This is a genomic window from Luteolibacter sp. Y139 (genome assembly GCF_038066715.1).
In the GTDB taxonomy this organism is placed as follows: domain Bacteria; phylum Verrucomicrobiota; class Verrucomicrobiia; order Verrucomicrobiales; family Akkermansiaceae; genus Haloferula; species Haloferula soli.
Genome location: NZ_JBBUKT010000005.1, coordinates 54,366 through 78,168 on the forward strand (window position 1 = coordinate 54,366; position 23,803 = coordinate 78,168).

General features: G+C 62.6%; 20 protein-coding genes. 7 read left to right on the forward strand and 13 right to left on the reverse strand.

Annotated elements, in window-relative coordinates:
• Positions 1-65 precede the first annotated feature (65 nt).
• Positions 66-1,529, reverse strand: coding sequence for a hypothetical protein (locus WKV53_RS13900; RefSeq protein ID WP_341405241.1), 1,464 nt, complete (start codon positions 1,527-1,529; stop codon positions 66-68).
• A gap of 537 nt (positions 1,530-2,066) precedes the next feature.
• Here WKV53_RS13900 and WKV53_RS13905 point away from each other — a divergent pair.
• Positions 2,067-4,622, forward strand: a complete 2,556-nt coding sequence (locus WKV53_RS13905) for an alpha-galactosidase (RefSeq protein WP_341405242.1) — start codon at positions 2,067-2,069, stop codon at positions 4,620-4,622.
• A gap of 472 nt (positions 4,623-5,094) precedes the next feature.
• Here WKV53_RS13905 and WKV53_RS13910 read toward each other — a convergent pair whose 3' ends face one another.
• Positions 5,095-5,706, reverse strand: a complete 612-nt coding sequence (locus tag WKV53_RS13910; RefSeq protein ID WP_341405243.1) for a hypothetical protein — start codon at positions 5,704-5,706, stop codon at positions 5,095-5,097.
• 119 nt (positions 5,707-5,825) lie between these two features.
• Complete coding sequence (locus tag WKV53_RS13915) at positions 5,826-6,626, reverse strand: hypothetical protein (RefSeq protein ID WP_341405245.1); 801 nt, start codon at positions 6,624-6,626, stop codon at positions 5,826-5,828.
• A gap of 614 nt (positions 6,627-7,240) precedes the next feature.
• On the opposite strand from WKV53_RS13915, the gene WKV53_RS13920 reads away from it, so the two are divergent.
• The 5 genes from WKV53_RS13920 (at position 7,241) to WKV53_RS13940 (ending at position 10,224) form a co-directional block, all read left to right on the forward strand.
• Positions 7,241-7,561: a hypothetical protein gene (locus WKV53_RS13920; protein WP_341405247.1), complete on the forward strand. Its 321-nt coding sequence runs from the start codon at positions 7,241-7,243 to the stop codon at positions 7,559-7,561.
• A 715-nt stretch (positions 7,562-8,276) separates the two neighbouring features.
• Positions 8,277-8,486 (forward strand): hypothetical protein, encoded by a 210-nt coding sequence (locus WKV53_RS13925; protein ID WP_341405248.1) that lies wholly within the window; start codon positions 8,277-8,279, stop codon positions 8,484-8,486.
• 56 nt (positions 8,487-8,542) lie between these two features.
• Complete coding sequence (locus WKV53_RS13930; protein ID WP_341405250.1) at positions 8,543-9,025, forward strand: hypothetical protein; 483 nt, start codon at positions 8,543-8,545, stop codon at positions 9,023-9,025.
• 269 nt (positions 9,026-9,294) lie between these two features.
• Positions 9,295-9,690, forward strand: coding sequence for a hypothetical protein (locus tag WKV53_RS13935; protein WP_341405252.1), 396 nt, complete (start codon positions 9,295-9,297; stop codon positions 9,688-9,690).
• Between the two features lie 342 nt (positions 9,691-10,032).
• Positions 10,033-10,224, forward strand: coding sequence for a hypothetical protein (locus WKV53_RS13940; RefSeq protein ID WP_341405254.1), 192 nt, complete (start codon positions 10,033-10,035; stop codon positions 10,222-10,224).
• Between the two features lie 581 nt (positions 10,225-10,805).
• Here WKV53_RS13940 and WKV53_RS13945 read toward each other — a convergent pair.
• The 8 genes from WKV53_RS13945 to WKV53_RS13980 all read right to left on the reverse strand — a co-directional run bounded on the left by WKV53_RS13945 (position 10,806) and on the right by WKV53_RS13980 (position 15,495).
• Positions 10,806-11,243, reverse strand: coding sequence for a hypothetical protein (locus tag WKV53_RS13945; RefSeq protein WP_341405255.1), 438 nt, complete (start codon positions 11,241-11,243; stop codon positions 10,806-10,808).
• Positions 11,244-11,448: 205 nt separating this feature from the next.
• Positions 11,449-12,069, reverse strand: coding sequence for a hypothetical protein (locus WKV53_RS13950; protein WP_341405256.1), 621 nt, complete (start codon positions 12,067-12,069; stop codon positions 11,449-11,451).
• Positions 12,070-12,112: 43 nt separating this feature from the next.
• Positions 12,113-12,550, reverse strand: a complete 438-nt coding sequence (locus tag WKV53_RS13955) for a hypothetical protein (protein ID WP_341405258.1) — start codon at positions 12,548-12,550, stop codon at positions 12,113-12,115.
• A gap of 171 nt (positions 12,551-12,721) precedes the next feature.
• A complete protein-coding gene (locus tag WKV53_RS13960) occupies positions 12,722-13,189 on the reverse strand; it encodes a hypothetical protein (RefSeq protein ID WP_341405259.1) in 468 nt (155 codons plus the stop codon).
• Between the two features lie 54 nt (positions 13,190-13,243).
• The gene (locus tag WKV53_RS13965; protein ID WP_341405261.1) at positions 13,244-13,657 is read right to left on the reverse strand and encodes a hypothetical protein; all 414 of its coding nucleotides are present in this window, start codon (positions 13,655-13,657) and stop codon (positions 13,244-13,246) included.
• Between the two features lie 171 nt (positions 13,658-13,828).
• Complete coding sequence (locus WKV53_RS13970) at positions 13,829-14,278, reverse strand: hypothetical protein (protein WP_341405263.1); 450 nt, start codon at positions 14,276-14,278, stop codon at positions 13,829-13,831.
• A gap of 264 nt (positions 14,279-14,542) precedes the next feature.
• A complete protein-coding gene (locus WKV53_RS13975) occupies positions 14,543-14,962 on the reverse strand; it encodes a hypothetical protein (protein ID WP_341405264.1) in 420 nt (139 codons plus the stop codon).
• A 62-nt stretch (positions 14,963-15,024) separates the two neighbouring features.
• Positions 15,025-15,495 (reverse strand): hypothetical protein, encoded by a 471-nt coding sequence (locus tag WKV53_RS13980; RefSeq protein ID WP_341405266.1) that lies wholly within the window; start codon positions 15,493-15,495, stop codon positions 15,025-15,027.
• A 153-nt stretch (positions 15,496-15,648) separates the two neighbouring features.
• Between WKV53_RS13980 and WKV53_RS13985 the strand changes: the two genes are divergently transcribed.
• A complete protein-coding gene (locus WKV53_RS13985) occupies positions 15,649-16,113 on the forward strand; it encodes a hypothetical protein (protein WP_341405267.1) in 465 nt (154 codons plus the stop codon).
• A 306-nt stretch (positions 16,114-16,419) separates the two neighbouring features.
• Here the strand turns inward: WKV53_RS13985 and WKV53_RS13990 are convergent, their stop codons facing one another.
• The gene (locus WKV53_RS13990; protein WP_341405268.1) at positions 16,420-17,565 is read right to left on the reverse strand and encodes a hypothetical protein; all 1,146 of its coding nucleotides are present in this window, start codon (positions 17,563-17,565) and stop codon (positions 16,420-16,422) included.
• A 301-nt stretch (positions 17,566-17,866) separates the two neighbouring features.
• Positions 17,867-23,209, reverse strand: a complete 5,343-nt coding sequence (locus WKV53_RS13995) for a beta strand repeat-containing protein (protein ID WP_341405269.1) — start codon at positions 23,207-23,209, stop codon at positions 17,867-17,869.
• Between the last annotated feature and the right edge of the window lie 594 nt (positions 23,210-23,803).

Here is a 23,803-nt window from a genome sequence, read left to right on the forward strand (position 1 = left end):
CAGGAATGTCGCTGCTCCTTATGGCGGGTGTCGCTGCTCCTTATGGCTGGCTGCTCCTTATGGGGCTATTCTTCGATGCGGATGAAGTATTGGTCGCCGTGGCCGGCGATGTTGATGGCGGCCTTGTAGATGCCGCTGGCGGATTGGCCGGTGGTGACGGTGGTGACGCTGTCGAGGTTGTCGGGGAAGCCGTCGTGGAGATTGTTGCTGCCGCGGACTTTCCAGTTGTTGATGCCGTAGAGGTCGGCGCGGCCGGAGAAGTCGATGTAGAGGGTATCGCCGCTGCGGGTGTAGGCGATGATCTGGGGGGCGCCGGTAGGGGCGTCGCTGGCGAGGATGCCGGTGCCGAGGGTGAAGTCCTGGACTTCGGAGAAGTGCATCTCGTAGAGGTCGCTCGCGGGGACGGCGGGGGTGGTGTAGAAGCGTTTCTCACGCAGGGCCCTGGACTTGGCGATCATGGTGAGGGAGGCGAAGGGGGACTTGCCGCCGAGGGTTTGATCCGTGGGTTTCTGCAGGAGGTCCCTCACCTGATAGGTGCGCGAGATGACGGGCTGTGCGGGGTGCTGGATGAGGCCGGTGAGGCTCATGGGGAATGACTTGATGAGCGTGGCGGGTGGGGATGAGGTCTGCTTCCTCATGAAGTCGACCTGGAAGTCCGCGCCGGTCTCGGGGGGATTGGGGTTCGTCCGCATGGTCTTGGCCTGGACGCTGACGGTATCGGTCATCTTGATGGAGACCCAGTTGGGACTGGTGAAGAGGGTGCCGGTTTCGAAAGAGTAGAGGGTGGCAGGTGGGCGGCCGGAGGTGAGGCTGAGGCCATCGGTCTGGAAGCCGGCACGATTGTAGGGGGCGGAGGAGCTGATGGCTTCGATGCCGAATTGGTTCTGGGTGCGGTTGTCGACATTGGTGAAGTTCGAATAGAAATTCGAGTCGAAGAACGAGCGCGAGTAGCCACCGGCGAATTCCAGACCCCAGGTCCAATTGTTCTCCATCCAGGTGCCGAAGGTCTTGCTCTCGCCGGGTTGGAGGGTGACGCGGATGCCGGGTTGCGGGTTGGTGGGCGGGTCGCTGAGGCGGAGGGTGAAGGTCTTGCGGGCGGCGGGGTTGGATTCGTTGGTGGCTTGGAAGCGGGCGAGGCCGAGGAAGTTGCCGGCGGCGAAGTCGTCGCGGAGGAAGACGCCGTTTTTCTTGAAGGTGAAGCCGATGGGTGGGTCCGAGATCTTGACGATGGGATCGATCAGGGACATCGGGACATTGTAGGGATTGTAGAGGGTGACGGTGGGTTCGTAGACGAGGAAGGGGACGGCATAGTTGGCATTGCCCAAGGGGGAGCCGTGGTCGTTGTAGAAGTCGATGCGGTCGAAGACGCTGTTGTAGTGGGTGACGAGGGAGAAGACGAACTGGACGCGGGTGATGATGGGATTGCCGGGAGAGGGGAAGTTCTGGGCGCGTGCGGTGGATGGCAGAACGCCGAGGAGGGCGATGGCGAGTGGGAGGGAGCAGCCGCGGAGGGTGGAGTGGAGGGCCATGGTGCGCGGGGTGGGATGGGCTTTTGGGTTTTGAGGGGTCGGAGGGAAGATGCGACTATCTGGGGAGATATTCTATTCAGGGATTTTTTGAAGAGGGGATTTGGCGGCTGTTGGGTGTGGCGGCCATTCGCGTCCGTGGTGGGGATGGGGGATTTGCGCGCTGATCTTGAGGTGTTTCTGTGAAGTTTCGGTGAAACGGTGTGATATGCGGTGTGAGATGTTGAGGGGAGGTTACGCCTTTCCGCAACGCCGTTGGCGTAGGTGACTCGTGTGCGTTGACCCGGGGTAGCCTCCTGCGTCGGCAACCCCGGGCTTCAGGGTGTAGTCCCGTTGGGACAAAGAATTCGGGCCGTTTGGGGGATTCGGGTCTTTGGGGAATTCTGGTGCTTGGCGTTGGGAGAGGGTCGCATGTTTGGGCGACTGGCGGGGTTGCTTTGGGGGCGGCGATGGTTCTTTGTTGTACCCAAGCCCATGATTTTGATTTCGCGTTCCCGTTCCCGTGTTTGCGTTGGTTGCTGTGCTGCTTTGCTTGTGCCGATGGTGGCTAGGGCGGAGGTGACGGATCTGGCGTCATTGCCTTCGCCGGAGTTCAGTATCACGCAGGGGTGGTCGGATGCGAAGAGTGGGAGGTCGGTGAATGGGAATGCTTTGAAGGTTGGTGGGAAGGTTTATGAGTCGGGGATCGGGACGCATGCGAAGTCGGAGTGGAGCTTGCCGATCGGTGGGGAGGCGAGTGAGGTGAGCGGGGCGTGTGGGGTGGATGATGAGGTGAGTGAGAAGGCTTCGTTGCAGTTCGTGATCGAGGGGGATGGGAAGGAGCTGTGGAAGAGTGGGGTGATGCGGAAGGGTGAGGCGGCGGTTCCTTTCAAGGTGAGGCTGGATGGGGTGAAGGTTTTAAAGCTGCTGGTGAATGATGGGGGTGATGGGAGCTCGGACGATCATGCGGATTGGGTGGATCTGAAGCTGGTGCATTCGGGGAAGGCGCTGGCGGGGTATGCGAATGCGATCACGGTGGAGACGGGGGCGCTGGAGTGGACGTTCTCGGTGGCGGCGGGGAAGCTGGAGCAGCGGAGGTTTGGTCTGAAGAGCTCGCCGGACACGACGCGGGCGCCGGGGGTGTATGCGTATCCGGACTACATCGATCGGAATGCGGATGTGGCGTTGTTAGAGCCGACGCTGGATGTTCTGGGGGCGGATGGGTTGCGGAATGTGGCGCTGAGGTATGAGTCGAAGGAGGTGGTGAAGGTGGCGGAGGGAGTGACGCGGACGGATATCCGGCTGAAGGATGGGGTGAGTGGGATGGGGGTGGAGCTGCACTTTTTAGCGCATGAGAAGGAGGATGTGATCGAGGCCTGGTCGACGATTTCGAATGGGGGGAAGGAGGCGGTGACGTTGTTGAGGTTCGATTCGTTTTCGTTCTCGGTGGGTGGGAAGGACCTCCATCTAACAACTTTTCGCGGGGGTTGGGGTGATGAGATGAATTGGAGCGAGGACCGGGTGGCGACGGGGCTGCGGAGGATCGGCAACCAGAGCCTGACGCATCCGACGCACGGGTATAGCAGCAGCTTCGTGGTGAGCGAGGGGCCGGCGCAGGAGGAGGCGGGCAGGGTGATCGCGGGGTCGCTGGCGTGGAGCGGGAACTGGCATCTGGATTTCCAGAGCGAGTTCAAGGACACGGTGCGGGTGAGTGGTGGGATCAATCCGTTCCAGCCGCAGATGTTGAGAGCGGGTGAGGTGTTAGAGACGCCGCGGGTGATCCTGACGGTGTCTAACAGCGGGAAGGGTGCGGCATCGCGTAACTTTCACCGGTGGGCGCGTGAGTGTGGGGTGCGGCAGGTGGAGGTGACGAGGCCAGTGATCCTGAACAGCTGGGACGGGGCTTATTTCAGCTTCGATGAGAAGCGGCTGCTGGCGATGATGGATGCGGCGGTGAAGGCGGGGGTGGAGATGTTCGTGCTGGATGACGGATGGTTCGGCAACGGGGTGAATGCGCGGAACAATGATGATGCGGGTCTGGGGGATTGGCAGGTGAACCGGGAGAAGCTGCCGCATGACATCCAGTGGCTGGCGGAACAGGCGCATGAGCGGGGGCTGAAATTCGGGCTGTGGGTGGAGCCGGAGATGGTGAATCCGCGGAGCGAGCTGTATGCGAAGCATCCGGAGTGGGCGGTGAAGTTGCCGGGGCGGGAGCAGCGGCTGGGGAGGAACCAGCTGCCGCTGGATCTTTCGAAGAAGGAGGTGGAGGAGTTTGCCTACGAGACGGTGGCGGGGTTGTTAGAGAAGTATCCGGGGATCGAATACATCAAGTGGGACAACAACGGGCACTTGCAGGATGCGGGTTCGCAAGGGGCGAGTCCGGAGGGGCAGATGAACATGACGACGGAGATGACGCTGGCGTATTACCGGGTGCTGGACCGGCTGGTGGCGAAGTATCCGAAGATCATTTTCCAGGATTGTGCGAGCGGGGGAGGTCGTGCGGAGTATGGCTCGCTGCAGCGGCATGCGGAGTTCTGGGGGAGCGACAACCAGAATCCGCTGAAGCGGCTGAAGATGCACTGGGGGTATTCGCACTTTTTCCCGCCGATGACGTGGGGGGCGCATGTGGCGGAGAGCTTCGATGCGGGGAAGTTTCCGATGAAGTTCCGGATTGATGTGGCGATGACGGCGCGGCTGGGGGTGGAGCTGGATCCATCGCATCTAAAGGCGGAGGAGCTGGGGGAGCTGCGGGAGGGGATCGAGGAGTACAAGCGGTTAAGGCCGCTGCTGCATGGTGGGGAGGTGTTTCGTGGGGTGTCGCCTTATGCGGGGGATGTTTGTACTAGTTCCGTCGTAGATGCGGGGAAGTCGCGGGGGGTGTTTTTTGCGTTCCGGACGGGGAATTATGAGAAGGCGATGGAGGGGCGGGTGAAGGTGCCGGGAGTGGATGCGGGGAAGAGGTATCGGGTGAGTGAGGCGCATGTGCCTGCGGGGAAGGTGGCTGTGCCGCATGTGAAGGCGGGGGTGTTTGAGGGGAGGGTGTTGTTGGAGGAGGGGTTGTTGGTGAATTGGGGGACTGGGGTGGAGAGTGTGGTGGTGGAAATCGCGGAGGATTAGTTGCTAGTTTTGACCTCCGGTCCACGCGGTTTGCCGCTTCGCGGAGGGATGATCGTCGCTATCGCGACTGCTGCGTTCAGTTTTCAGTTTTCAGGAAAGGCATCGGGGTTGTGGACGCGTTGTCACCAACGCGCCTGCGGTTGGTGTGATGGCGCGTGGGGTGGTGATGCGGGCCGCGAGCAGCCGGAACGACGCAGTCGTTCCGCTACGAGGCGGAGGGCGCTCGGTGTCGCGTGAGTCGCCGGTGAAGCTCGCTTTACCCTGAGTTCACGCGTTCTCACGAACGCGCCTACGGTTGGAAGTACGGGGGGTATCGTAGTTCGTGTACCGTCCCGCCATTGGAGGGCGGCGTGGCTTGAGACGAGAAACCCGGGGTGGCGCTGGCGCTTGCCCCGGGCTATTTCATTTCGCCCCTTTTTGGGGCTGAAGAGTTGGCGATGCCTCTTTGTTTTTTTGGAGGCTGGGAGAGGGCTCAGCAGGGGCTGAAGGCGGGGAGGCTGAGGCTCCAGACGCCGAGGAGGACGGTGGTGGGATCGGGGATGCTGATGAGCTGGTAGCCGCCGTGGGTGGTGCCGATGCCGACGTTTGAGACGTTGGAGGGATCGAGGTGGAGGGAGCCGGTGGCGGGGACCTTGGGGCCGCGATAGAGGCCGAGGGATTTGACGGAGCCTTCGCCGTCCTCGACGAGGAAGAGGTAGGTGAGATTGCCGGCGGCGCCCATTTGCGTGGAGCCGGCGGAGGTGAAGGCGCCGTGGGCGTAGGGGGCGGTGCGGACGATGCCGGGGCTGGTGCCGGAGGTGGTGCCGATGGCGTCGGCGAGGAGGGAATCGAAGGTGGCGGAGGGAGCGCCGAGCATGGAGTTCACCGAATTGTAGATGGCGGCCTGGAAGGCGTATCCGGAATCGGTGAGGGAGATAAAGATGGCGCGGCCGCCGGGGGAAAGGGTGGGCGTGTTTCCGCGGGTGATGAGGCCGGCGCCACTGCTGGCGGCGGCGGAGAGGGGGATGGCGGCGGGGGTGCAGGCATGGCGGAGCGCCCGGGTGAGGGGGCCGGTGGGCCGTGGCTGGAGATTTGCCGGGGTCATGCTGTTTTGATGGGTGAATCCTTTAAGGGTGAAATCGTGAGAAGCGAGGTGACGTTTTTCCGGTGAAGGGATGGCGTGATTTCTCTCTCGCTCTTCATACGAACGTTTCAGCGCTCAATTTACTTAGCCATCATTCCGCGGAGGATGGACCAGGCGATGAAGTGGGGGAGGAGGATGAGGGCATTCGCGGCGAGGAGGCGGAGGAAGCGCTGCTGGCTGGCGAAGAAGTGCTCGCTGCGGGCGAGGAAGCAGTGGGTGAGGAGGTGGAGGGCGAAGAGGAGGAGGTAGCCGGCGGCGAACCAGAGGGGCGGGGCGAAGCCGGGGCCGATGAGGAGATTCGCGATGCGGCCGGAGAGGAGGCCGCAGACGGCGGCGAGAAGGGCGGCGGCGCTGACGGGCATCGGGAAGAGGCGGATGGCATCGAGCGGCGAGTGGATGGAGAGGGAGTGGCGGCGGGCGGCGGGGGCATCCGGCTGCTGGTCGGAGGTGAGGCGCGGGGTTTCCTCGATGTGGTGGCGGCTGCGGAAGAGTGCGAGCTCGTCATCGAGATCCGCGGCGAGTTCGTCCGCCTGGCTGATGCTGATGCTGGTCACGGTGGCTGGAACACGGAAGCGCGGACGGTGGTTGCGGAGGTGACGGGAAGTTCCGGGCTGCTGCTGTTGCTGCTGAGGCCGCGGCTGTTCGCCGTGGGGATACCAGCGCCGCTGTTTCGTGGCGACGGGATCGGCCGGGGCGGGAGCGGGAGTGAGATTGGCGGGGGCGGCGGGGATGACGGGCGCGGGCTGAAGCCAGAGTGGCAGCGGGGCGATGGGCCGGCGCGGGTGGGAAGAGGTGGCGTGAAGGACATCGTCCAGCACGGTCAGGCCGTCGGCGGAGGGCGCGAGTGGAAGCCCGGGAATGGGCAAGGGGCGGCAGTGCATTCGGGGAGTGTGGAGAGGTGTGATCGCCGGGGAGATCGCCGCTCGTTCCAATCCTGCCCTCTTTCCTGCTCGCTGTCGTGTGGCATGCACTCGTCCCGCACGAAGGACGAGCTGCAAGAGCAGATCACGACCATCGTGCGGGGCGGTGTTGTTGCTTGCTCCAAATGGAGCGATTGGTTCTCTCCCCAGAGAACGAAACAAGGGTGGCAAACGACGTGCCAAATCGGTCCAAAAGGCCGGGGTCAATGATCTTCAATGGATCTTAAGAGAGCGTATCTCCGGTGGGTGGGTGAGGGTGAAAAGATAGTCCGCAGTTATTGCATGATTTCCCCTGCAAGTTTTGCGGACAATGCAGGGTGGTGGGGAGGTTTGGTCCGAATTTCCCCCTTTGTGGCAAGGGTTTTGCGGGGTGGACGAGGAAAGGAGGTGTGAAAGGGAGGGCGGTGAGAGCTTGTGGGATGAAGATAACGAATTCGCTTTATTACGTATGATTTTGAGCGGGGGGGTGTTATTTGGGGTGATGATGCATTTAGCAACGTGTGAGCGATTTTTGTTAGCGGTCGCTTGCTTTGTGGAATTTCTGGAAAACGTTGGGGCTTTTTCTCCTCTCTCCAATGCAAACTCCAGTATCCCTCGAAACCATCCGCGGTACGATCGTGAAGCGCCAACGGGCGAGATTTGTTTATGAGCGGCGGACGCCGATGGTGGCGGATCTTTACCTGCTCGGGCATGCGCGGCGGAGCTCGGCGTATGTGGTGATGGCGTGGTGTGTGGAGCCGACGCCGGGATGGCGGGTGCTGCGGTATGCGGAGATCCGGGACTTCGAGCGGGTGGGGCCGGTGGATGTATTCCGCGGGGACTTCGATCCGTATGACCGGCAGATCATGACGATCGACACGCAGGTGCTCAATGGGGGCGGGCTGCGGAGGAATTGAGGGGATGCCGTGATGGTGGCGGTGGGGGGGCAAGGAAACGAGAGAAACGGACGAAAGAAGAAGGGCTGGGAATGGAGGGGCGCTAGCTTATGGCGGATGTGCCCGGGGGGCAGAAGATGCAAAGGGTGGGCGCGCGAAGGTGAGTCCGATTGGACGCATGAGGTGGTGGGTGTGCACCCGGGTGCTGCCCCGCAGCAGGGCTGCTGGCTTTGAGCGGCAGCAGGCTGCCGCAGTCCGGGTCTCCGACAACTCGGGCGGAGTCTTGGGGGAAAAGACGCCGGAAACCCGCCTCAAGTTTGCGCCATTCGGGGCGACGAAACGAGGTGTGGATCGGGCGCTTCAGGCGAGGGCGGAGGAAGAATTTCAACCGCGAAAGAACGCGGATGGGCGCGAAATTTTCAGAGGGGGATGGCGGAGGGAACTCGCTGGAAGTGTGGTGGCGGTGTTTGCGCGTGGACGGTGGGCGAGGTGAGGGAGCGAGGATTAGCAGAACGCAATGAGTGGCGGCAGATTGCGCTTCGGATGTTAAGGGAAATGGAGGGGTGGTGGCGGTTTTCAATGAGTTGCGACGGGGATGCGGGTGGTCGCTGATTTGCTTTCAAGGAGATCCCCCCGTGCGGCGGCGGGCTCGATGTGTGGTGACGGTCACTCGAGCCCGCCGCCAAATTCGGATCTCCATCATCAACGACATCATGACTCACTTCTTCCTCTTGCGATGAGCTTTACGACTGCCTTCATGACCGATGCGGAGCCGCTGCCGACGTGGTGTGCTCCTATCTTGAGAACGCTGACGCGTGCTCATCCGGAGCAATCGGTGGAGGAGGTGGCGCAGGCGATCCGCGAGGCGCTGGTGGTGCAGCGCGCGTATCACGTGGCGACGCCGATCGAGGATCTCGCGAGGCAGTTGCTGGAGGATCGGCCGTGAGTGTGGTCGCTCCCTTTCTTTTTCATCCTCCTCTCAACCTAACAAAAAAAACGCACATGAAAACGACACCATTGGCAATCGCCGTGGCTGCGCTGGGAGTGATCCTTCCCGCGACGGCCCAGGTCACGCAGACCGAGAAGAAGACGGAAGTCCGCGAGAATGCGGACGGATCAACGACGGAGAAGCACACAACCACGACGAGGACCTTCAATCCTGAAGCGAAGACGAAGGTGGTGAAGTACTTCGATACCTACAAGACGGATCGCTACGGGCTGCCGCCAGCGTATGTGTCCAGGCTGAAGGTGAAGGAGATCCCTGCGGGCTGGCGCACCACGGCGATCGCGCCCGGCGTGGTGATCACGGAGAAGGAGCGGCCGTATCTGGTGGAGGCTCCGCCGGAGCTGATCCAGGTGCTGCCACCTCCGACGCCTGATGTGCAGTACTACATGGCGGGCGGCAATGTGGTGGCGGTGGACAAGACCTACAAGGTGGTGGACTCGATCCAGATCCCCTCGGTGAAGATCACGGTGGACGATTGAAACCCACGTCCTGCCGGCGCGGCCGCTTTCTTCCCCGATCTCACGGCGGAGGCAGGCGTGCCGCGCGCTTCGTTTTTGATGGGGAGGATAGTGACCTGTTAGAGGGAGGGGCGATGAAGGTATGAGCGCGGAGGATATGGCATTGGCGGTGGTACTGCTGGGGGTGCTGGTGCTATCGCTGTGGCTGGTGAGGGAGGGGTGAGGAGGAGCCTGGTGGAAACGGTGGGGTGGCTTTCCACCCGGAGATGCGCTAGGACGGTGGCGAGCCGATGAAACGCGGGGAGGAGAAGAGCATTTGGATGCGGGATCCGCGCGGGGAGGCCTCGGGCGACATGCTGGATCTGGCGTATGCGCCATCGGGCGGGCGCGGGAAGCAGTGGCTGGCGGGAGTGGTGCTGGCGGCGGTGCCGGTGATCTACGGGATCTGTAGTATTCAGCGGGGATGGACGACGATGTTCGGCTCGCGCGGAATGGATGAGAGGATTTCGGGCGATGCGGGGTTTTGGCTGGCGGTGGCGTATATTGCGATCGGGGCGTTCTGCCACTTTCACTGGTTCTGGGGGCTGAGCGAAAGGCTGTGGCGGTTCAGCGAGGGGATGAAGGTGGCGGCGCTGCTGGTGTTTCTGCCGGCGTTCGGGTGGGGGATGTGGGTGGCGTTTGTTTGAGGATGGGAAGTGCCGGGTGATCGGTGATGGTGATCAGTGATCCGTGGAAAGGCATCGGACTGGTGGATGAACGAACCGGGGAGACGCAGGGGTCGCGGAGTTGCCGGAAGAAACGAAGCGCCAAGAGAAACGAGGCGTCGAAAGAAGCGAAACGCCCGCTTGCGTGTGCTGTCCATTTGGAAGGATGGACGTGGCAGCGGCGTCCGCAGCCCCTCTCCGAACCACGGACGCCAAGTTTATTGCTGCGGGGCAAAGGTGCCTGTCATTGAGGGGGATGCAAGTGAAAGATGAGTGGGGGGAACTACGCAGGAGATGTGCGTGGGTGGCGGGAAGCTATCTTGGATGGCGGGGTGGATTTGGGACATGATTGGCGCTCATGCGGTGACGGTGGACGGGGCCGGGTGCTGGTGGGATGTGGCTGCGGGGTGGGGCGTGGGACGCAGGCAGGTGCTTCCGCGGCTGGTGAGCGGAAGGAGGGTGAAGGTGGCCGGGGAGATGAACCGGCGGGTGCGGGTGCTTATCTCGATCCGGTGAGGTGGGTATGACCGGGGCTCATGAGCCGGGTCGGCGTGGAAGGCGGGTGGTGGTTCCTGTGAGGTCCGGACGCCGCGGGTGCTTCGATCTGCGCCGGTGGCCGGGTGGGCGGTTCCGGGGGATGGATGGCGGGGTTTGCTCGAGGTTTTGCGCTGATGAGAGGTGGGTGAAAATGAAACGCCCGCGGGCTGAAGATTTCAGCCGCGGGCACTACTGCTTACACACACATTTGCAAACACACCGTCCATCGGTCGATCGATGGCACACCTTGTTTTCTTTGCTTGGGAAAATCGGAGGCGTTAGTGGCACCCGCGGCCCCTCCCCGAGCCACGGGCACCAAAGCTAACGCTGTGATGGAAGATGCGCTGGAATGATGAGGGCGCAAGGGACGGATGATGAATTTTTGGTGAGCGGGATGCGAAGAAGTGCAGAGTGATCGGTGATCAGTGATCAGTGGAACAGCCTCGGACTGTCGGGGGAACGAAACGGAGAGACGGGGAGGTCGCAGAGGAAGCGCGGAGGAGAGAAGGTGTCTCGGGGCGATCGGGTGAGGGTGTAGAGGATGGAAGGTGGGTGGCTCGCTAGGAGGGTTGTATCTGTGAGAGGCTTTTATCTAACAGAAGTGGTTTGTGGCGTTGCCAACGCCAGGCGAGGAAGGTGAGCCAGGGGATGAGGTAGAGGAGAGTGATGAACCAGCACGCGATGCCGACCCTGATGATGTAAGGGCGATTCGGATGTTCGTCGTATCGCAAGGGGGCGGGAAGCAAACCCGGGTTCCAGGGGCGAGAGGTGGAGTCGAAGGTGATGAGAGGAGGGTGTGGGCCGGAGAAGTGACCGTAGGCGCAATCCCACTGGAGGTATCCGCCGCGGCTCCGGAGGAAATGGATGATGCCGGGCTGGACGAAGAGGCAAATGCGATCGGAGTGGCTGCGGGATTTCGCCCATGCCCAGATGAGGAAGAGGAGGATGATGAGGCCGAGCCAGAGGGATTTCCAGCGGTGGATGGGACGCGGGGGCATGGAAGAAGTGCCGGGTGATCAGTGATCGGTGATTTGAGCCGGATGGATCAGGAATAGTCAGCGGCTCCGCTTCGCTTCGCGAAGTTGTGGAAAGGCACGGGTCTGGTGCGGGGAACGAAACGCGGAGAAGAGGAGATGTCTCGGGACGACAGAGGTGTCGTCCCTCCTCAGGGCGCTGGGGTGGTGCGCGCTGAAGGGGCGCGGGTCAGTGGTCGGAGAGCTTCTTGCCGGCGGGTTTTTCGATGGCGAATTTCTTGCCGGTCCAGTGGAGGTCGAGGGTGCGCTGGCCGTAGGTCCATGTCTTGCCTCGGCCGTCGGCGCGGTCGATTTCCTTCCAGGGGGCGGCTTCGATGGTGGTGTCGTTGCGGTGGGTGCGGAAGTGCATGGTCATGTCGACGGTGTCGGGGATGACTGTCCAGGTGACATCGATCCAGTCCTTGCCGACGGGTTCGAGGACGAAGGTCTGGTCGGCTTTGGGTGCGCCCTTCAGGAGGCCGGAGAAGGGCTTCTCCATGTGGATGAAGATGAGGGGCGGCTGGCCACTTGGGCGTGGGAGTTCCTTGGCCCAGATGATGGAGGTGGCTTTGACGTCGCCGCCATCGCTGTAGAAGTTGAGCCAGCCGTGGGGGGCATCGAGGCGCTGGGGGGTGGTGTCGGTGGCGAGTTCCTTGAAGAGGGTGGCGCGATTGGTGAGGGGGATATCGGCGAGGTATTTCGGCGGGAGGGTGGTGAGTGCGGCGCGGAAGGAGGCTTCATCGGCCGGCGCGGTGGTGGTGAGCGCGGCGATGGTGAGGAGGAGGGCGAGTGGTGGGTTTGTGGTTTTCATGATGTGATGGTAACGGGAGATGGGTGGAGGTTATTGCGCTACCTTACGTTGGCTGTGGGTGGGAGGCTTTCCGGATGCGCTGCCATCGCCAAGCGAGGAAGGAGAGCCAAGTGAGGAGGTAGAGGAGGGTGATGAGCCAGAGGGCGATGCCGTGGCTGGTGAAGGTGGGTTGGGGTGGCTGCAGATCGCGGTTCTCGATCTTGATGGGTGGCTTGAACCAGTCGCCGGCTTGTTTGCGGGAGACGGCGATGGTGTGGAAGCGGCCGGGCGGGCCGGTGTAGGGGCTGCCGGGCCGGTAGGTGATAGTGTTCCACATGGCGTATCCGTCTGCGCTCTCGACGCCGGTCCAGGTGAGGGAGTAGAGCTGAATGATGACGCCATCGGCGTGGGTGCGGCTGCGTGCCCAGGCCCAGGTGAGGAAGAGAAGGATGATGAGGCCGAGCCAGAGGGATTTCCAGCGGTGGATAGGGCGCGGGGGCATCGGGAAGAGGTGCCGGGTGATCGATGGTCGATGGAAGAGCCCTAGACTTGTTGGAGGAACGAAACGCAGAGACGGGGAGGTCGCGGAGGGGGCGCGGAGAAGAAGGGATGGTGAACTCTGAATAGGGAATGGAAGCCGGGGAGAGAACTCCGGCGCGGAGTGTTCCTTGTCTCAGGATTCCTTCTTTGTTGGAGTTTCGGAGGGCGGGTGGATGCTTGTTCCGAGGTGTTTCATTCGTCGTGATCTCCAGATGAGGAGGAAGGACCATGAGATGAGGAAGATGAGGATGAGGAACCACCAGGCGAGGGTGAGGGTCCATTCGCGCCATGGTCCGTGTTTGTCCGCGCTCTGGAACTTGAACGGAGGCTGGAGCAATGGCGGGTGGTCTTCCTGTGGATCCTTCGAGGTGCGGAGTCCGGGCGGGAAGAAGCTGTTAGAGAGTCCGTGTCCGGTCGAGTCGCTGGTGATGTGGAGGCTGAGGGCGCCGGTGGTGGTGTTCGCGGCGATGTCGAATTTCGAGCCGGTCCAGGCGATCTGCCGGTTCCATCCTGCGCTGGAAAGCCACGTCCCGCAGAGAGAGATGAGGATGAAGATGCCGAACCAGAAGGTTTTCGAGCGGAGGATAGGGCGCGGGGGCATGAGCGGAGATTGGATGGATAGCCGGAAGAAAATGCGCGGGAACGGGTGATCAGGTCAGGGTTGGTGGGTGGGGTGGTGTTTCATGCGTCGCCGGCGCCAGAGGAGGAAGGCGAGCCAGGGGATGAGGAAGAGGAGAATGAGGAACCAGAATGATAGGGTGAACGACCAGTTGCCGTCCGCGTGATAGAAGGTCCAAGGCAGCGGCAGCCACATCGGCGAAGGGTCGGTAGGGTGACTAGAATAGCAGAGGAAGCCTGAGGGTGCCTTGGTTGGCGGGGGAAAGCGATGCCGGCTGATCTGGACGGTTCCTTCCTCGAAGTCGCCACTGAACTGTGAACGGTAAGAGGGAAGGCACCAGGCGATGTGCCATTCGGTTCGGAAGGAGTAGGCCCATCCCCAGGAGAGGAAGGTGAGGACGAGGAGGCCGAGCCAGAGGGATTTCCAGTGGTGGATGGGGCGCGGGGGCATCGGGAAGAGGTGCCGGGTGATCGGTGATCGGTGGAAAAGCCCTAGACTTGTTGGAGGAACGAACGGCGGAGACGGGGAGGTCGCAGAGGAAGCGCGGAGAAGAGGGGATGGTGAACTCTGAATAGGGAATGGAAGCCGGGGTGAGAACTCCGGTGCGGGGTGTTCCTTGTCTCAGGATTCCGTCTTTGTTGGAGTTTCGGAGGGCGGGTGGATGTTCGCTCCGAAGGGTTTCATGCGTCGCCGGCGCCAGATGAGGAAGGCGAGCCAGGCGAGGAAGAAGAGGAGGATGAGATACCAGTGGGCGAAGGTCAGTTGGCCGCTGCGGAAGGGTCTCACGCTGCCATCGTGCCAGCTGATGGATGCGGCGGAGGGGAAGCGGGGCTGGCGGGAGCGGAGCGGTACGCTGTAGGCGCGGGGCCAGTTGGGGCTGGTCCCGGAACTCCACTGTAGCGAGACCTTGCCGGCCTCATGCTCGATGAAGATGTAGAGGCCGTGTGGGCCGAGATCGAAGCTGAGCTCGTCGCTGTAATGGCGGGAGCGCTGCCACGCTACAGCAAGGCAGAGGAGGGCGATGATGCCGAGCCAGAAGCTTTTCCAATGATGGATGGGGCGCGGGGGCATTCAACCGGGGAGGAGATCATGGTTTGGCGATCTTCCAATGATGAATGTGGATGATGGAGGGAGTTTGGATGTTTTGGAACGAGAGGACGACAGGGGTGTGGTCCTTCCATCGGGGCGTGGGGGTGAGATGGAGTCGAACGGTGCTGCCCCGCAGCAGGGCTGCTGGCATTGAGCGGCAGCAGGCTGCCGCAGTCCGGGGTCTCCGACGGCTGGTGCGGAGATGAATGGCGGGGCGGAGTTGTCAGGTCCCCCCTTTCATCATGGCTACGGAGGGGTGGCGCTGCCGGTGTCTAACAGGTGGCGCTTGCGGCGGTGCCAGAGGGCGGTGGTGGTGAGCCAGGCGGGGAGGTAGAGGGCGAGGACGAACCAGTGGGCGAGGCGGAGTTCGGTGCTGTGGCGGATGTGGGTTTGTTCGGATTGCCAGGCGATGGCTTGGGGGAAGAGTGGGGCGGGAGGTTCGTTCCAGGAGGTGTCGCGCCGGAGTCCGGTGATGGCGAAGTGGATGTTGGACGAGAGCGGACGGGTGAGGGCGAGGCGATAGGTGCCGGTGTCGGTGCCGGCGAGGATGAGGAAGGGTGGGGTGCCGTATTGGGCCCAGCCGAGGAAGGGACGGGTGCCGAGCCAGATCCAGGTGAGGAAGATGAGGGCGGGGAGGCCGAGGAGGAAGAGGCGGGAGCGGTGCATGATGGAAATGACGAATTCCCGAATGAGGAATGAGGAACGGAGCGAGCGGAGGAGGGTGGGTTCTAGCTTTCCTTCAATTCTTCATTCGATGCCGGAAATTCGTCATTGGGTGGGATGGCGATGCGTTTCATTTGGCGGTGCTTGTGGTGCCGCCATGTGGCGTTCATGGCGAGCCAGAGGAGTGTGTAGATGAGGGTGATGAACCACCAGGCGATGCGGGTGTGGTGAGCGTTTGTATCGAAGGGGTCTTTGGGGTGAATTTCCGGAGCGATGGCGGGAGGAAGCCACGAGGGGTCCAAGCGCAAGGGATCGTCATAGGAGAGGAATTGAGGGGATGTGCCGGGTTCCGAAGCAAGGAAGAGGTATTCCAGGAATCCGGCCTTGCTGGTGAACTCGGCGTAGCAGATGGGCGGGATCTCTGCCATGAAGGTGGTCTGCCGTGAATTGGAGCGGGTCCATGCCCAGAGGCAGAAGATGAGGCCGGGGACGCCGAGCCAGAAGAGGAGGGAGCGGTGGAGCGGGCGCGGGGTCATGAAGAGACGAGGCGAACATTGAGCATCGAACGCCAAACGTCGAATCTTCAGTGGAAGAGGCCCGGGGGAGTATGGTGGGGATGGTGTTGATCGGTGATTGATTTGGCGGGTGGGATGAGTCATATCATCGACGCCAATCGATCACGATCCACCATGAAGGCGCACCTTATTGCCATCGCGTTGTCGGCCCTTGCCGGGTTTGCGGTTTTCGCGGAGGAACCGAAAGCGGGGAGCGTGGCGGCGAGTGGGAATCTGATCATGCATGTATTCCACTCGGTGGACGATCCGCCAAAGGCGCTGGTGGTGGAGTTGACCGATGACTACGGATTCATGATCTTCAACGGGGGCACGGAGGAGAAGCCGAAGCTGCTGATCATGACCGGCTCGCGGAAGGAGAAGAAGCTTGCCGAGGCGAGGACGTGGGAGGATGCGGAGAAGTTGTTAGAGAAGATCCCGGCGGGATCGAAGGTGCATTATTATGGGAAGTGCTTGATGCCGACGTATTACGGTTTGCCTGAGAGCACTTGGAAGCGATGGGAGGCGCTGCTGAAGAAGCACAAGCTGATCTATGCCGAGGAAGAGGATCGGATCACGTGCACGTGCAGGGAGGGTGGGTGAGGGGAGGCGCTGGAAGCGTGGGATTCGGATCGGGGTGGTATGGCGGACGCTTGCACAACGCCGTTGGCGTAGGTGACTTGGTGGTGGGGCGACCCAGGGTAGCTCGTGCCTCGCAACCCTGGGCTTCAGGATTTAGTCCCGTTGGGACATTGGAACGTGGTCGCGGTGGGGCGTTGAGGCGCGAAGGAAAGGCATCGGGGATGTGAAGTCGACGGAACGTCGACACCCCTTATGGTCGGACTGGTGAACCGCACTCGGAGAGTGCGGACCACTATGGAGGCGATGCGGGCGTGGGAACGGTTTGGATCAGGGTGTGGTGGTGCGGGCGTTTGCGAGGGAATTGAGGGAGTCGAAGGCGGTTTGTTGGAGGGTGCCGGGAGGGAGTTGTTGGGCCCATTGGGTGGCGGCTTGGGGGTTGGTTTGGGCCCAGCGGGTGATGATGGCGATGACGGCGTCGGATTGGGGGCGGCCGGCGGGGAGATCGAGGGCGGCGAGGCGGGCGGCGGATTCGGGATCGGTGTCGCTCCAGGCGGTGGCGATGGCGGAGATGAGGGTTTGGCGGAGTGGGGAGTTGTCGTTGTTGCTGGGGATTTGGCGGGCCCACTCTAATGCGGATGATAGGTCCTGGGTGGCCCATTCCATGGCGGCGTGGGTTAGGAAGGTGTCGCGCTCGGGGCTTTGGGGGAGAGTGGTGGTGAGTTGGAGGGAGGTGAGGGGATCGGTGCGGAGGGCTTCGGCGGCGATGGTGAGGAGGGTGGTGTCGCGGTCGGTGGGGTTGGGGAGTTGCTGAGCCCACTTTGTGGATTCTGTTAGATTGAGGTTGGACCATTCGATGGCGACGTCGGCGAGGGATTGGTCGCGGAGTTGGCCGGGTGGGAGGTGTTGGGTCCAGAGGGAGGCGGCGGCAGGGTCGAGGGTGGTCCAGTGGTGGAGGAGGAGGGAAAAAGAAGTGCCGAGTGATCGGTGATTTGAGCCGGATGGATCAGGAATAGTCAGCGGCTCCACTTCGCTTTGCGAAGTTGTGATCAGTGGGAGAGTCGGACTGTTGGAGGGTGATTGGTCGGTGAGGGCGAGGAGGTGGCGGAGGGCTTCCAGGGTGGGGCGGATGTTGGTGGGGGAGATGCTGTGGAGGTAGGTGGTTAGGTTTTGGAGGCGGAGGGTTTCGTCGGGTTCGTTGGTGAGGGAGGTGAGGGTGGTGGTGAGGGATTGTAAGAGGTGTGGGGAGATGGGGGTGTTTTCGCGGGGGTGGGTATGGGAGGGAGAACGAGTGGAGCTGTTAGAGGAGTGGTTGGTGTTGGTGTTGGTGTTGGTGTTGGTGGTGAGCCAGAGGAGGGCGGTGGAGATGAGGAGGATGGATGCTGCGAAGGTGAGGGCACGGTGGGGGAAGGCCCGGGCGCGGGAGGGGCGCGGGGTGGTGGTGGGAGGGTGACTCTTTTGAGGGAGCTTGGTCATGTTTGCTGATGGTGGTGGCGGCAGTGAGGGATCACTCGGGCGGAATGAATTCCGCGCTCCCAGTGGGGCTGGAGTTGAGGTGAGCTGTTGGGGTGGGTTCCGCGTTCTCACGAACGCGCCTACGGTGGGTGGTGGGAGGCTTGGAGTGGTTGTTCGATTGAAGCGGGGACAGGAGTGTCCCCGCTCCTTAGGGGCTTGGTGGTGTGGTGGGCTGTTAGGGACCGTTCGGCCGGCCTGGAGACCGGCGCTCCCGGGGGAAGAGGCGCTCCCGGGGGAGCGGGAGCGCCGGGATGGTGTGGGGTCAGGGGACGGCGGTGACGTTGTCGATGGTGGTGGTGCCGATTTGGTTGGCGTCGCCGCTTTCGGAGCCTAGGCCGAGGTAGGCGGTGGTGGTCATGGCGACGGTGGTGTTGGAGCCGAGCTGGGTCCAGGTGGTGCCATTCGCGGAGTAGTAGGCGGCGAAGACATTGCCGGTGCGGGTGAGGCGGACCCAGTAGGGGGCGGCCTTGCCGGTGGAGATGGAGGTGGCGGTGGTGCCTCCGGTGGTGGTGCGGCGGGTGAAGATGATGCCATTGGCAGGCGTCACCCAGACGCCGAGTTCGCGGGCGTTGGCGGCGAGGGATTCACGGATCATGACGCCGGACTTGGCGTTGGGATTGGTATTCACCAGTGAGGCGACGCGGACGGTGATGGAGCAGTCGGCACTGGAGGACTGGCTCAGGAAGCTGAACGAGTCGGAGGTGCCGTCGACATTGGTGCCCGCGCCATTCAGGGTGAAGACGCCGCTGCTGTGGCTGGCGCTACCGGCGGCATTGGTGACGCCGATGTCCTGTCGTGCCCATGGGCTTGGCAGGGTGGCGGTATTCAATGCGATGCGGACGTTGTCGATGAAGACGGTGTTGTCTCCGGTGGCCAGGTCGGTGCCCACGAAGGTGAGCGTCTGGGTGGCGGCGGTGGCAACGAACGTGGCGGTGTAGTCGACGTAGCTGGTGGCAGCGGGGCCGGGATTGTAGCTGGCGATGAGGGTGGAATCCATCTTCAGATTCCATGATTCACCGCCGTGCTGATTCGCGCCGCTGCGTTGGGCGGCGGCGAAGGTGATGGTGTACTTGTTGCCGACTGTTAGACCCGTGATGGCCTGGGACATGGTGCCGTATTCCTGGACGAAGGCGGCCTGGGTGCCTTCGGGGGCATTGGGGTTCGAGAAGCCGCTGCCATTCGAGACGAGGCCGGAGCCGCTGGGTGAGGCGCCGCTGAAGGTCCATGAGCCGCCGGTAGGATTGTACTGGAAGGCACCGGCTGCGAGCGCGGGGCTGGCGAAGCCGGGGTCGGCGATGATGATGATGGGGGTGGCGGAGGCTTGGCCGGAAGCCGTGCTTTCGCCGCCTTCACCGAGGGCGGTGACGACGTAGTAGTAGGTGGTGTAGTTGGTGAGGCTGGTGTTGTTGAAGCCGGGTGAGGCGACATTGCCGACGGTGGTGTAGGGGCCGCCGGAGGTGGTGGCGCGCTTCACATTGTAGCTGGTGGCACCGGCGGAAGCGGACCACGAGAGGGCAACGGAGGTATTGCCTGCTGTGGCTGTTAGACCGGTGGGCGCGGCGGGTGGTGGGACCACTTCGAAGACGAGATTGTCGAGGAAGATGGTATTGTCACCGCCGGGCTGATTGGTGCCGGTGAAGGTGATGGTGTGGGTGGTGGAGGTGGTGATGAACGTCGACGTGGTGTAGTCGGCGAAGGTTGTTGCCCCCGAGCCGGGATTGTAGGTGCCGATGGTGGTGCCATCGAACTTCACGGTCCATGTCTGGGCATTGCCGGAGCGCTGGGCGGCCTTGAAGTTCAGCCTGTAGCCGGTGTTCGGCGTGAAGCCGCCCATGGTCTGGGTGATGGTGCCGGTGCCCTGCAGGAAGGCGACCTGGGTGCCGCCGGGGGCATTCGGATTGCCGAAGGCGCTGCCATTGCCGGCGAGGCCGGAGCCGTTGTTGCCGCTGGCTGCGGTGAAGGTCCATGAGCCGCCGGCGGAGTTGTATTGATACGCGCCGCCGCCGGTGCCGAGGGACGGGGTCTCGAAGTCGAGGTTGCGATTGATGATATTGACCGCGACCGGCAGGGAGTCGGCGGAGCTGCCATTGTTGAACAAGACGCGCGCGGTGATGGAGCGCTGGCCGTAGAGATTGGCGGGCCAGGTGACGTTGTAGGGCGCGGTATTGTTCTGGCCGATCAGCACGAAATTGTCCGCGTAGTACTGGACGCCATTGATGAGGGTGCCATTGGCCGTGACGGTGGACTGGAGGTTCAGCGAGGCGGGCGTGTAGAACGTGGAGTTGTTAGACGGGCTGGTGAGGGCGATGGCCGCGGCGGCGGAGACGGGCGGCGAGGTGATGGTGACATTGTCGATGAAGACGGTGTTATCGCCGCCATTCAGATTTGTGCCGACGAAGGACAGTGAATACGAAGTGGCTGCGGCGGTGAAATTGATGGCGTGAGTGGTGAATCCACTGCCGCCGCCGCTGCCGGACTCGATGACGGTGCTGCCCATCTGGACGTTCCATGTCTGTGCATTCCCCGGGCGCTGGGCGGAGGAGTAGCTGATGACGTAGGTGCGGCCGACGGTGAAGCCGGTGAGGGTCTGCGCGATGCTGCCTGCGGACTGGACGAAGGCGACCTGGGTGCCCATGGGTGCGCCGGAGACATTGAAGGCGCTGCCATTGCCGGCGATGCCGGATTGGCCGGTGAAGGTCCAGGAGGCACCGCTGGGATTGTATTGATGACTGGCGCCGAGGCTCGGGGTCTCGAAGCTATTGTTAGAAGCGACGGGAGCGGTGACGGTGATCTGGACGTTATCGATGAAGACGGTGTTATCGTCGCCATTGAGATTCGTGCCTGCGAATGCCAGGGTGTGGGTGGTGGCGGAGGCTACGAAGGATGTCGTATATCCGGTGTAGCTGGTGGCTCCAGGTGTATTGTTCGTCTGGATGGTGGTGCCATCGATGGTGACGTTCCACGTTTCGCCGCCGTGCTGGGCTGCGCCACCGCGTTGGGCAGCGGCGTAGTTGATGACGTAGGTGGTGCCGGGGACGAAGCCGGAGATCGTTTGCGTGATGGTGCCGAGGGCCTGGACGAAGCCGGCCTGTGAGCCATGGGGTGCGTTCGGGTTTCCGAAGCCGCTGCCATTGGCGACGATGCCGGAGCCATTGTTCCCGCTCTGGGCGGAGAAGGTCCAGAAGCCGCCGGAGGGATTGTAGGCGAAATTGCCGATGGCGGGTGCCTCGAAGCTGTAGCCGGCGATGGACTGGGCGCTGACGGAGGCGACGGCGGAGTTTGCACTCTCGCCATTCACATTCACGCCGGAGACGACGTAGTAGTAGGTGACGCCATTAGACAGCGCGGTGTCCGTGTAGCTGAGATAGCTGGTGGTGGCGATGGTGGTGAAGGGGCCGCCGGGGCTGGTGGAGCGCTTCACATTGAAGCTGGTGGCGTCAGGGCCGCAGGTCCATGTGATGGTGGCGCGGGAGCCGGTGTCGACCTTGGCGGTGACGTAGGCGGGGACGGGCGGGAGGAACTTCGTGACATCGACCAAGACGCGCCGGTTGGTCTCGGTGTAGGCGGAGTTGTTCGTATTCGTGATGGTGACGAAGAGCTCGAAGCGCGCATTGTAGAGGGCGGGATTCGAGGCGAGGGCGTAGTAGTCTAACAGGGTATTGCTGGCGACGCGGACGACGCCGCTGTTATCGATGGAGAAGGTGGTGCCGGTATTGCCGCTGGTGATGGTGTAGACGAGCGGGCTGCTGTTGGGATTGTTCGCGGGGACGGTGCCGACGGTGGTATTGTTCGCGGCGTGGTCCTGGACGCTGAGGCGGGTGGGCTGTCGTGCGCCGGCGACGCTGCCGCTGATGGCGTAGTAGCCGAGGCTGGCGTAGTCGGTGAAGCCATCGCTGAGGGGATTGTTCTTACCGACGCCGGTGACGCGGAAGGTGTAGGTGCCTGCGGCGAGGGTGGTGCTGATGGTGGAGCTAACCGAGTTTTGCGAATTCGTGGTGGCGATGACGGTATCGCTGGAATTCGCGATGGTGGCCATGGTGGCGAGGTCGCCCCAATCGCCGGGTGCGACGGGATTGACTGTTAGATTCACTGCGCCGCCGGTGGTGGTGAACTGGAAGGCATCCGTATCGCCGGTGCGCTCGATGATGCCTTCGGCGGTGACGGTGTTGTCGGCATTCACATCGAGATAACGCGAGGCGGCGAGGGTGCTGCCGGTGTCGTCATTGCGATAGGCGACGTTGTTATTCGTGGTGGTGACGGTGAGGAGCTCGTCCTGGGGTTGGTTGGCATTGAGGTATTCGCCCTTGGCCCAGGTGGTGACGGGTTGGTAGTAGCCGACGCCCATGATGGGGGCCCAACCGGTCTGGCCGCTGCCCTGGCCGCCGTAGTATTCGACGCCGCCGGTCTGGCCCTGGTGGGCGAGGCCGAGGGTGTGGCCGACTTCGTGCGAGGCGACTTCTGCGGCGGCTTTTCCGACGTAGTAGACGGACCAGCAGACGGTGTCATTTCCCCAGTTCCATGAGCCGCCGTAGGCGACGCCGGCGGCGGTGACGGGAGTGGTGGTGAAGCAGCAGCGCTGGCGGCTGGCGGCGGGTGCGGCCTCGAAGACCTTGAAGTCGGTGGTGACGTTGATGTTGAAGGGGGCGTAGTCTTCGGCGATGCGCTTCCAGATGTCTTTGATGGTGGCATTTCCAACGGGCGGGCGATCGTAGGTGATGCCGCCCCAGGTCGGGGTGTAGCCGCCGGCGAAGTCTAACAGCATGACGCCTTGGGCGCCGGGGAGGCTTTGCAGGGAGACGATGCCGGAGTTGTAGCTGGGGTTGTAATCCGGTGCGAGGTCGGGGCGGAGAGGGGCGATTTCCTCGGGCTGCTGGGCTGCTTCGGCGGCTTCTTCGGCGAGGAGATGGGGATCGGCTTCGGCCATGGCGAGGCAGACGACTTCATCGAGATCGCGCTGCCAGAGCTCGGGTGCGCCATCGGGGCCGGTGGGTTCGACGCGGTAGGCGGTTTCGCTGCCGTGGAATTCGACGACGGCGACAGCGAGGCCGGCCTTGCCGCCGACGGGTGGGGTGAGAATGAAGAACTTGCCGGTCTCGGGGGCGGTGAGTTCGCCGGAGACGTAGGAGACGATGCCGTCCTTGAGCTGGACCATCTTCACGGTGCCGGTGGCGATGGTGCCTCCGGTGAGCTCGAAGGAGACCGGGTCATCGGTCATGGCGTCGCGGAAGGTCTCGATGAAGGCGGGGTCCCAGGCGCGCTTGGATTTGCCGGGGTGGTGGAGGCCGGGGGCGTAGGGGTTTACCGATGGGTCCATCTCGCGGGTGAGGGGCTGGCGCGAGGTGGGGTGAATTTGAGCTACGGGAGGTGTAGTAGTTTGGGTGGTGGCTTCGGGTTGAAGCGCGGGTGAAGTGGGTGCGTCCGTGTCACCGGGTGCGGCGGCGAGGGTGGTGTCCGGTGATGGTGCGTTTTGCTTGGTGGTGGCGGGTTGTTGTCGACTACTTCGGTCGGGATGGCTGTGGTTCCAGAGGAAGAGGGATACCATGCTGAGTATCGCCAGAGCCGCGACGTATAGGGTGCGGCACGATTTGGATAAGGACTTGGACATGGGGTAGGGATGTTGGGTTATGGGTTGGGTTTGGCTTGGAACCGATTCTTGGCGGGAAAACGGGCACAGTGGTGCCATGACGCGCAGCGGGTGGGCTTTGCGGACGGGCGTTGTGTTCCTGTCCCTTTCCTGTCCGGAGATCCGGTGGTTAGCGACTGACTGGGTTATTGCCGGTGGGGTTTCGACACCGGTGGCGGGTCTGTTCTGTTAGACCCAGAATCAACCATGATCTTTTGACCGGGATTCGATGAAAGGCCAGAGGGAACCTACTCCAAATTTAGATAGGTAGGTGGGAGGGGTGATAGATAGGGGGGGGATTCGGCGGGTTGTCGGACAGGGTTGGGGGCGGGAGGAGTTCGCTAGGTTTCAGTTTTGACCTCCGGTCCACGCGACTTGCCGCTTTGCGGAGGGGTGATCGTCGCTATCGCGACTGCTGCGTTCAGTGTTCAGGAACAGCCCGGGACTGGTGGAGGAACGAGGCGGGGAGGTCGCGATCCATGGGGTCCGCGTCATGATGAATGTGGCCGTTGGGAGCCGCTCCGGATAGGTCGGGCCTTTGGCCCTCGTGATGATGGGGCGGTCATTCCTAGGCCT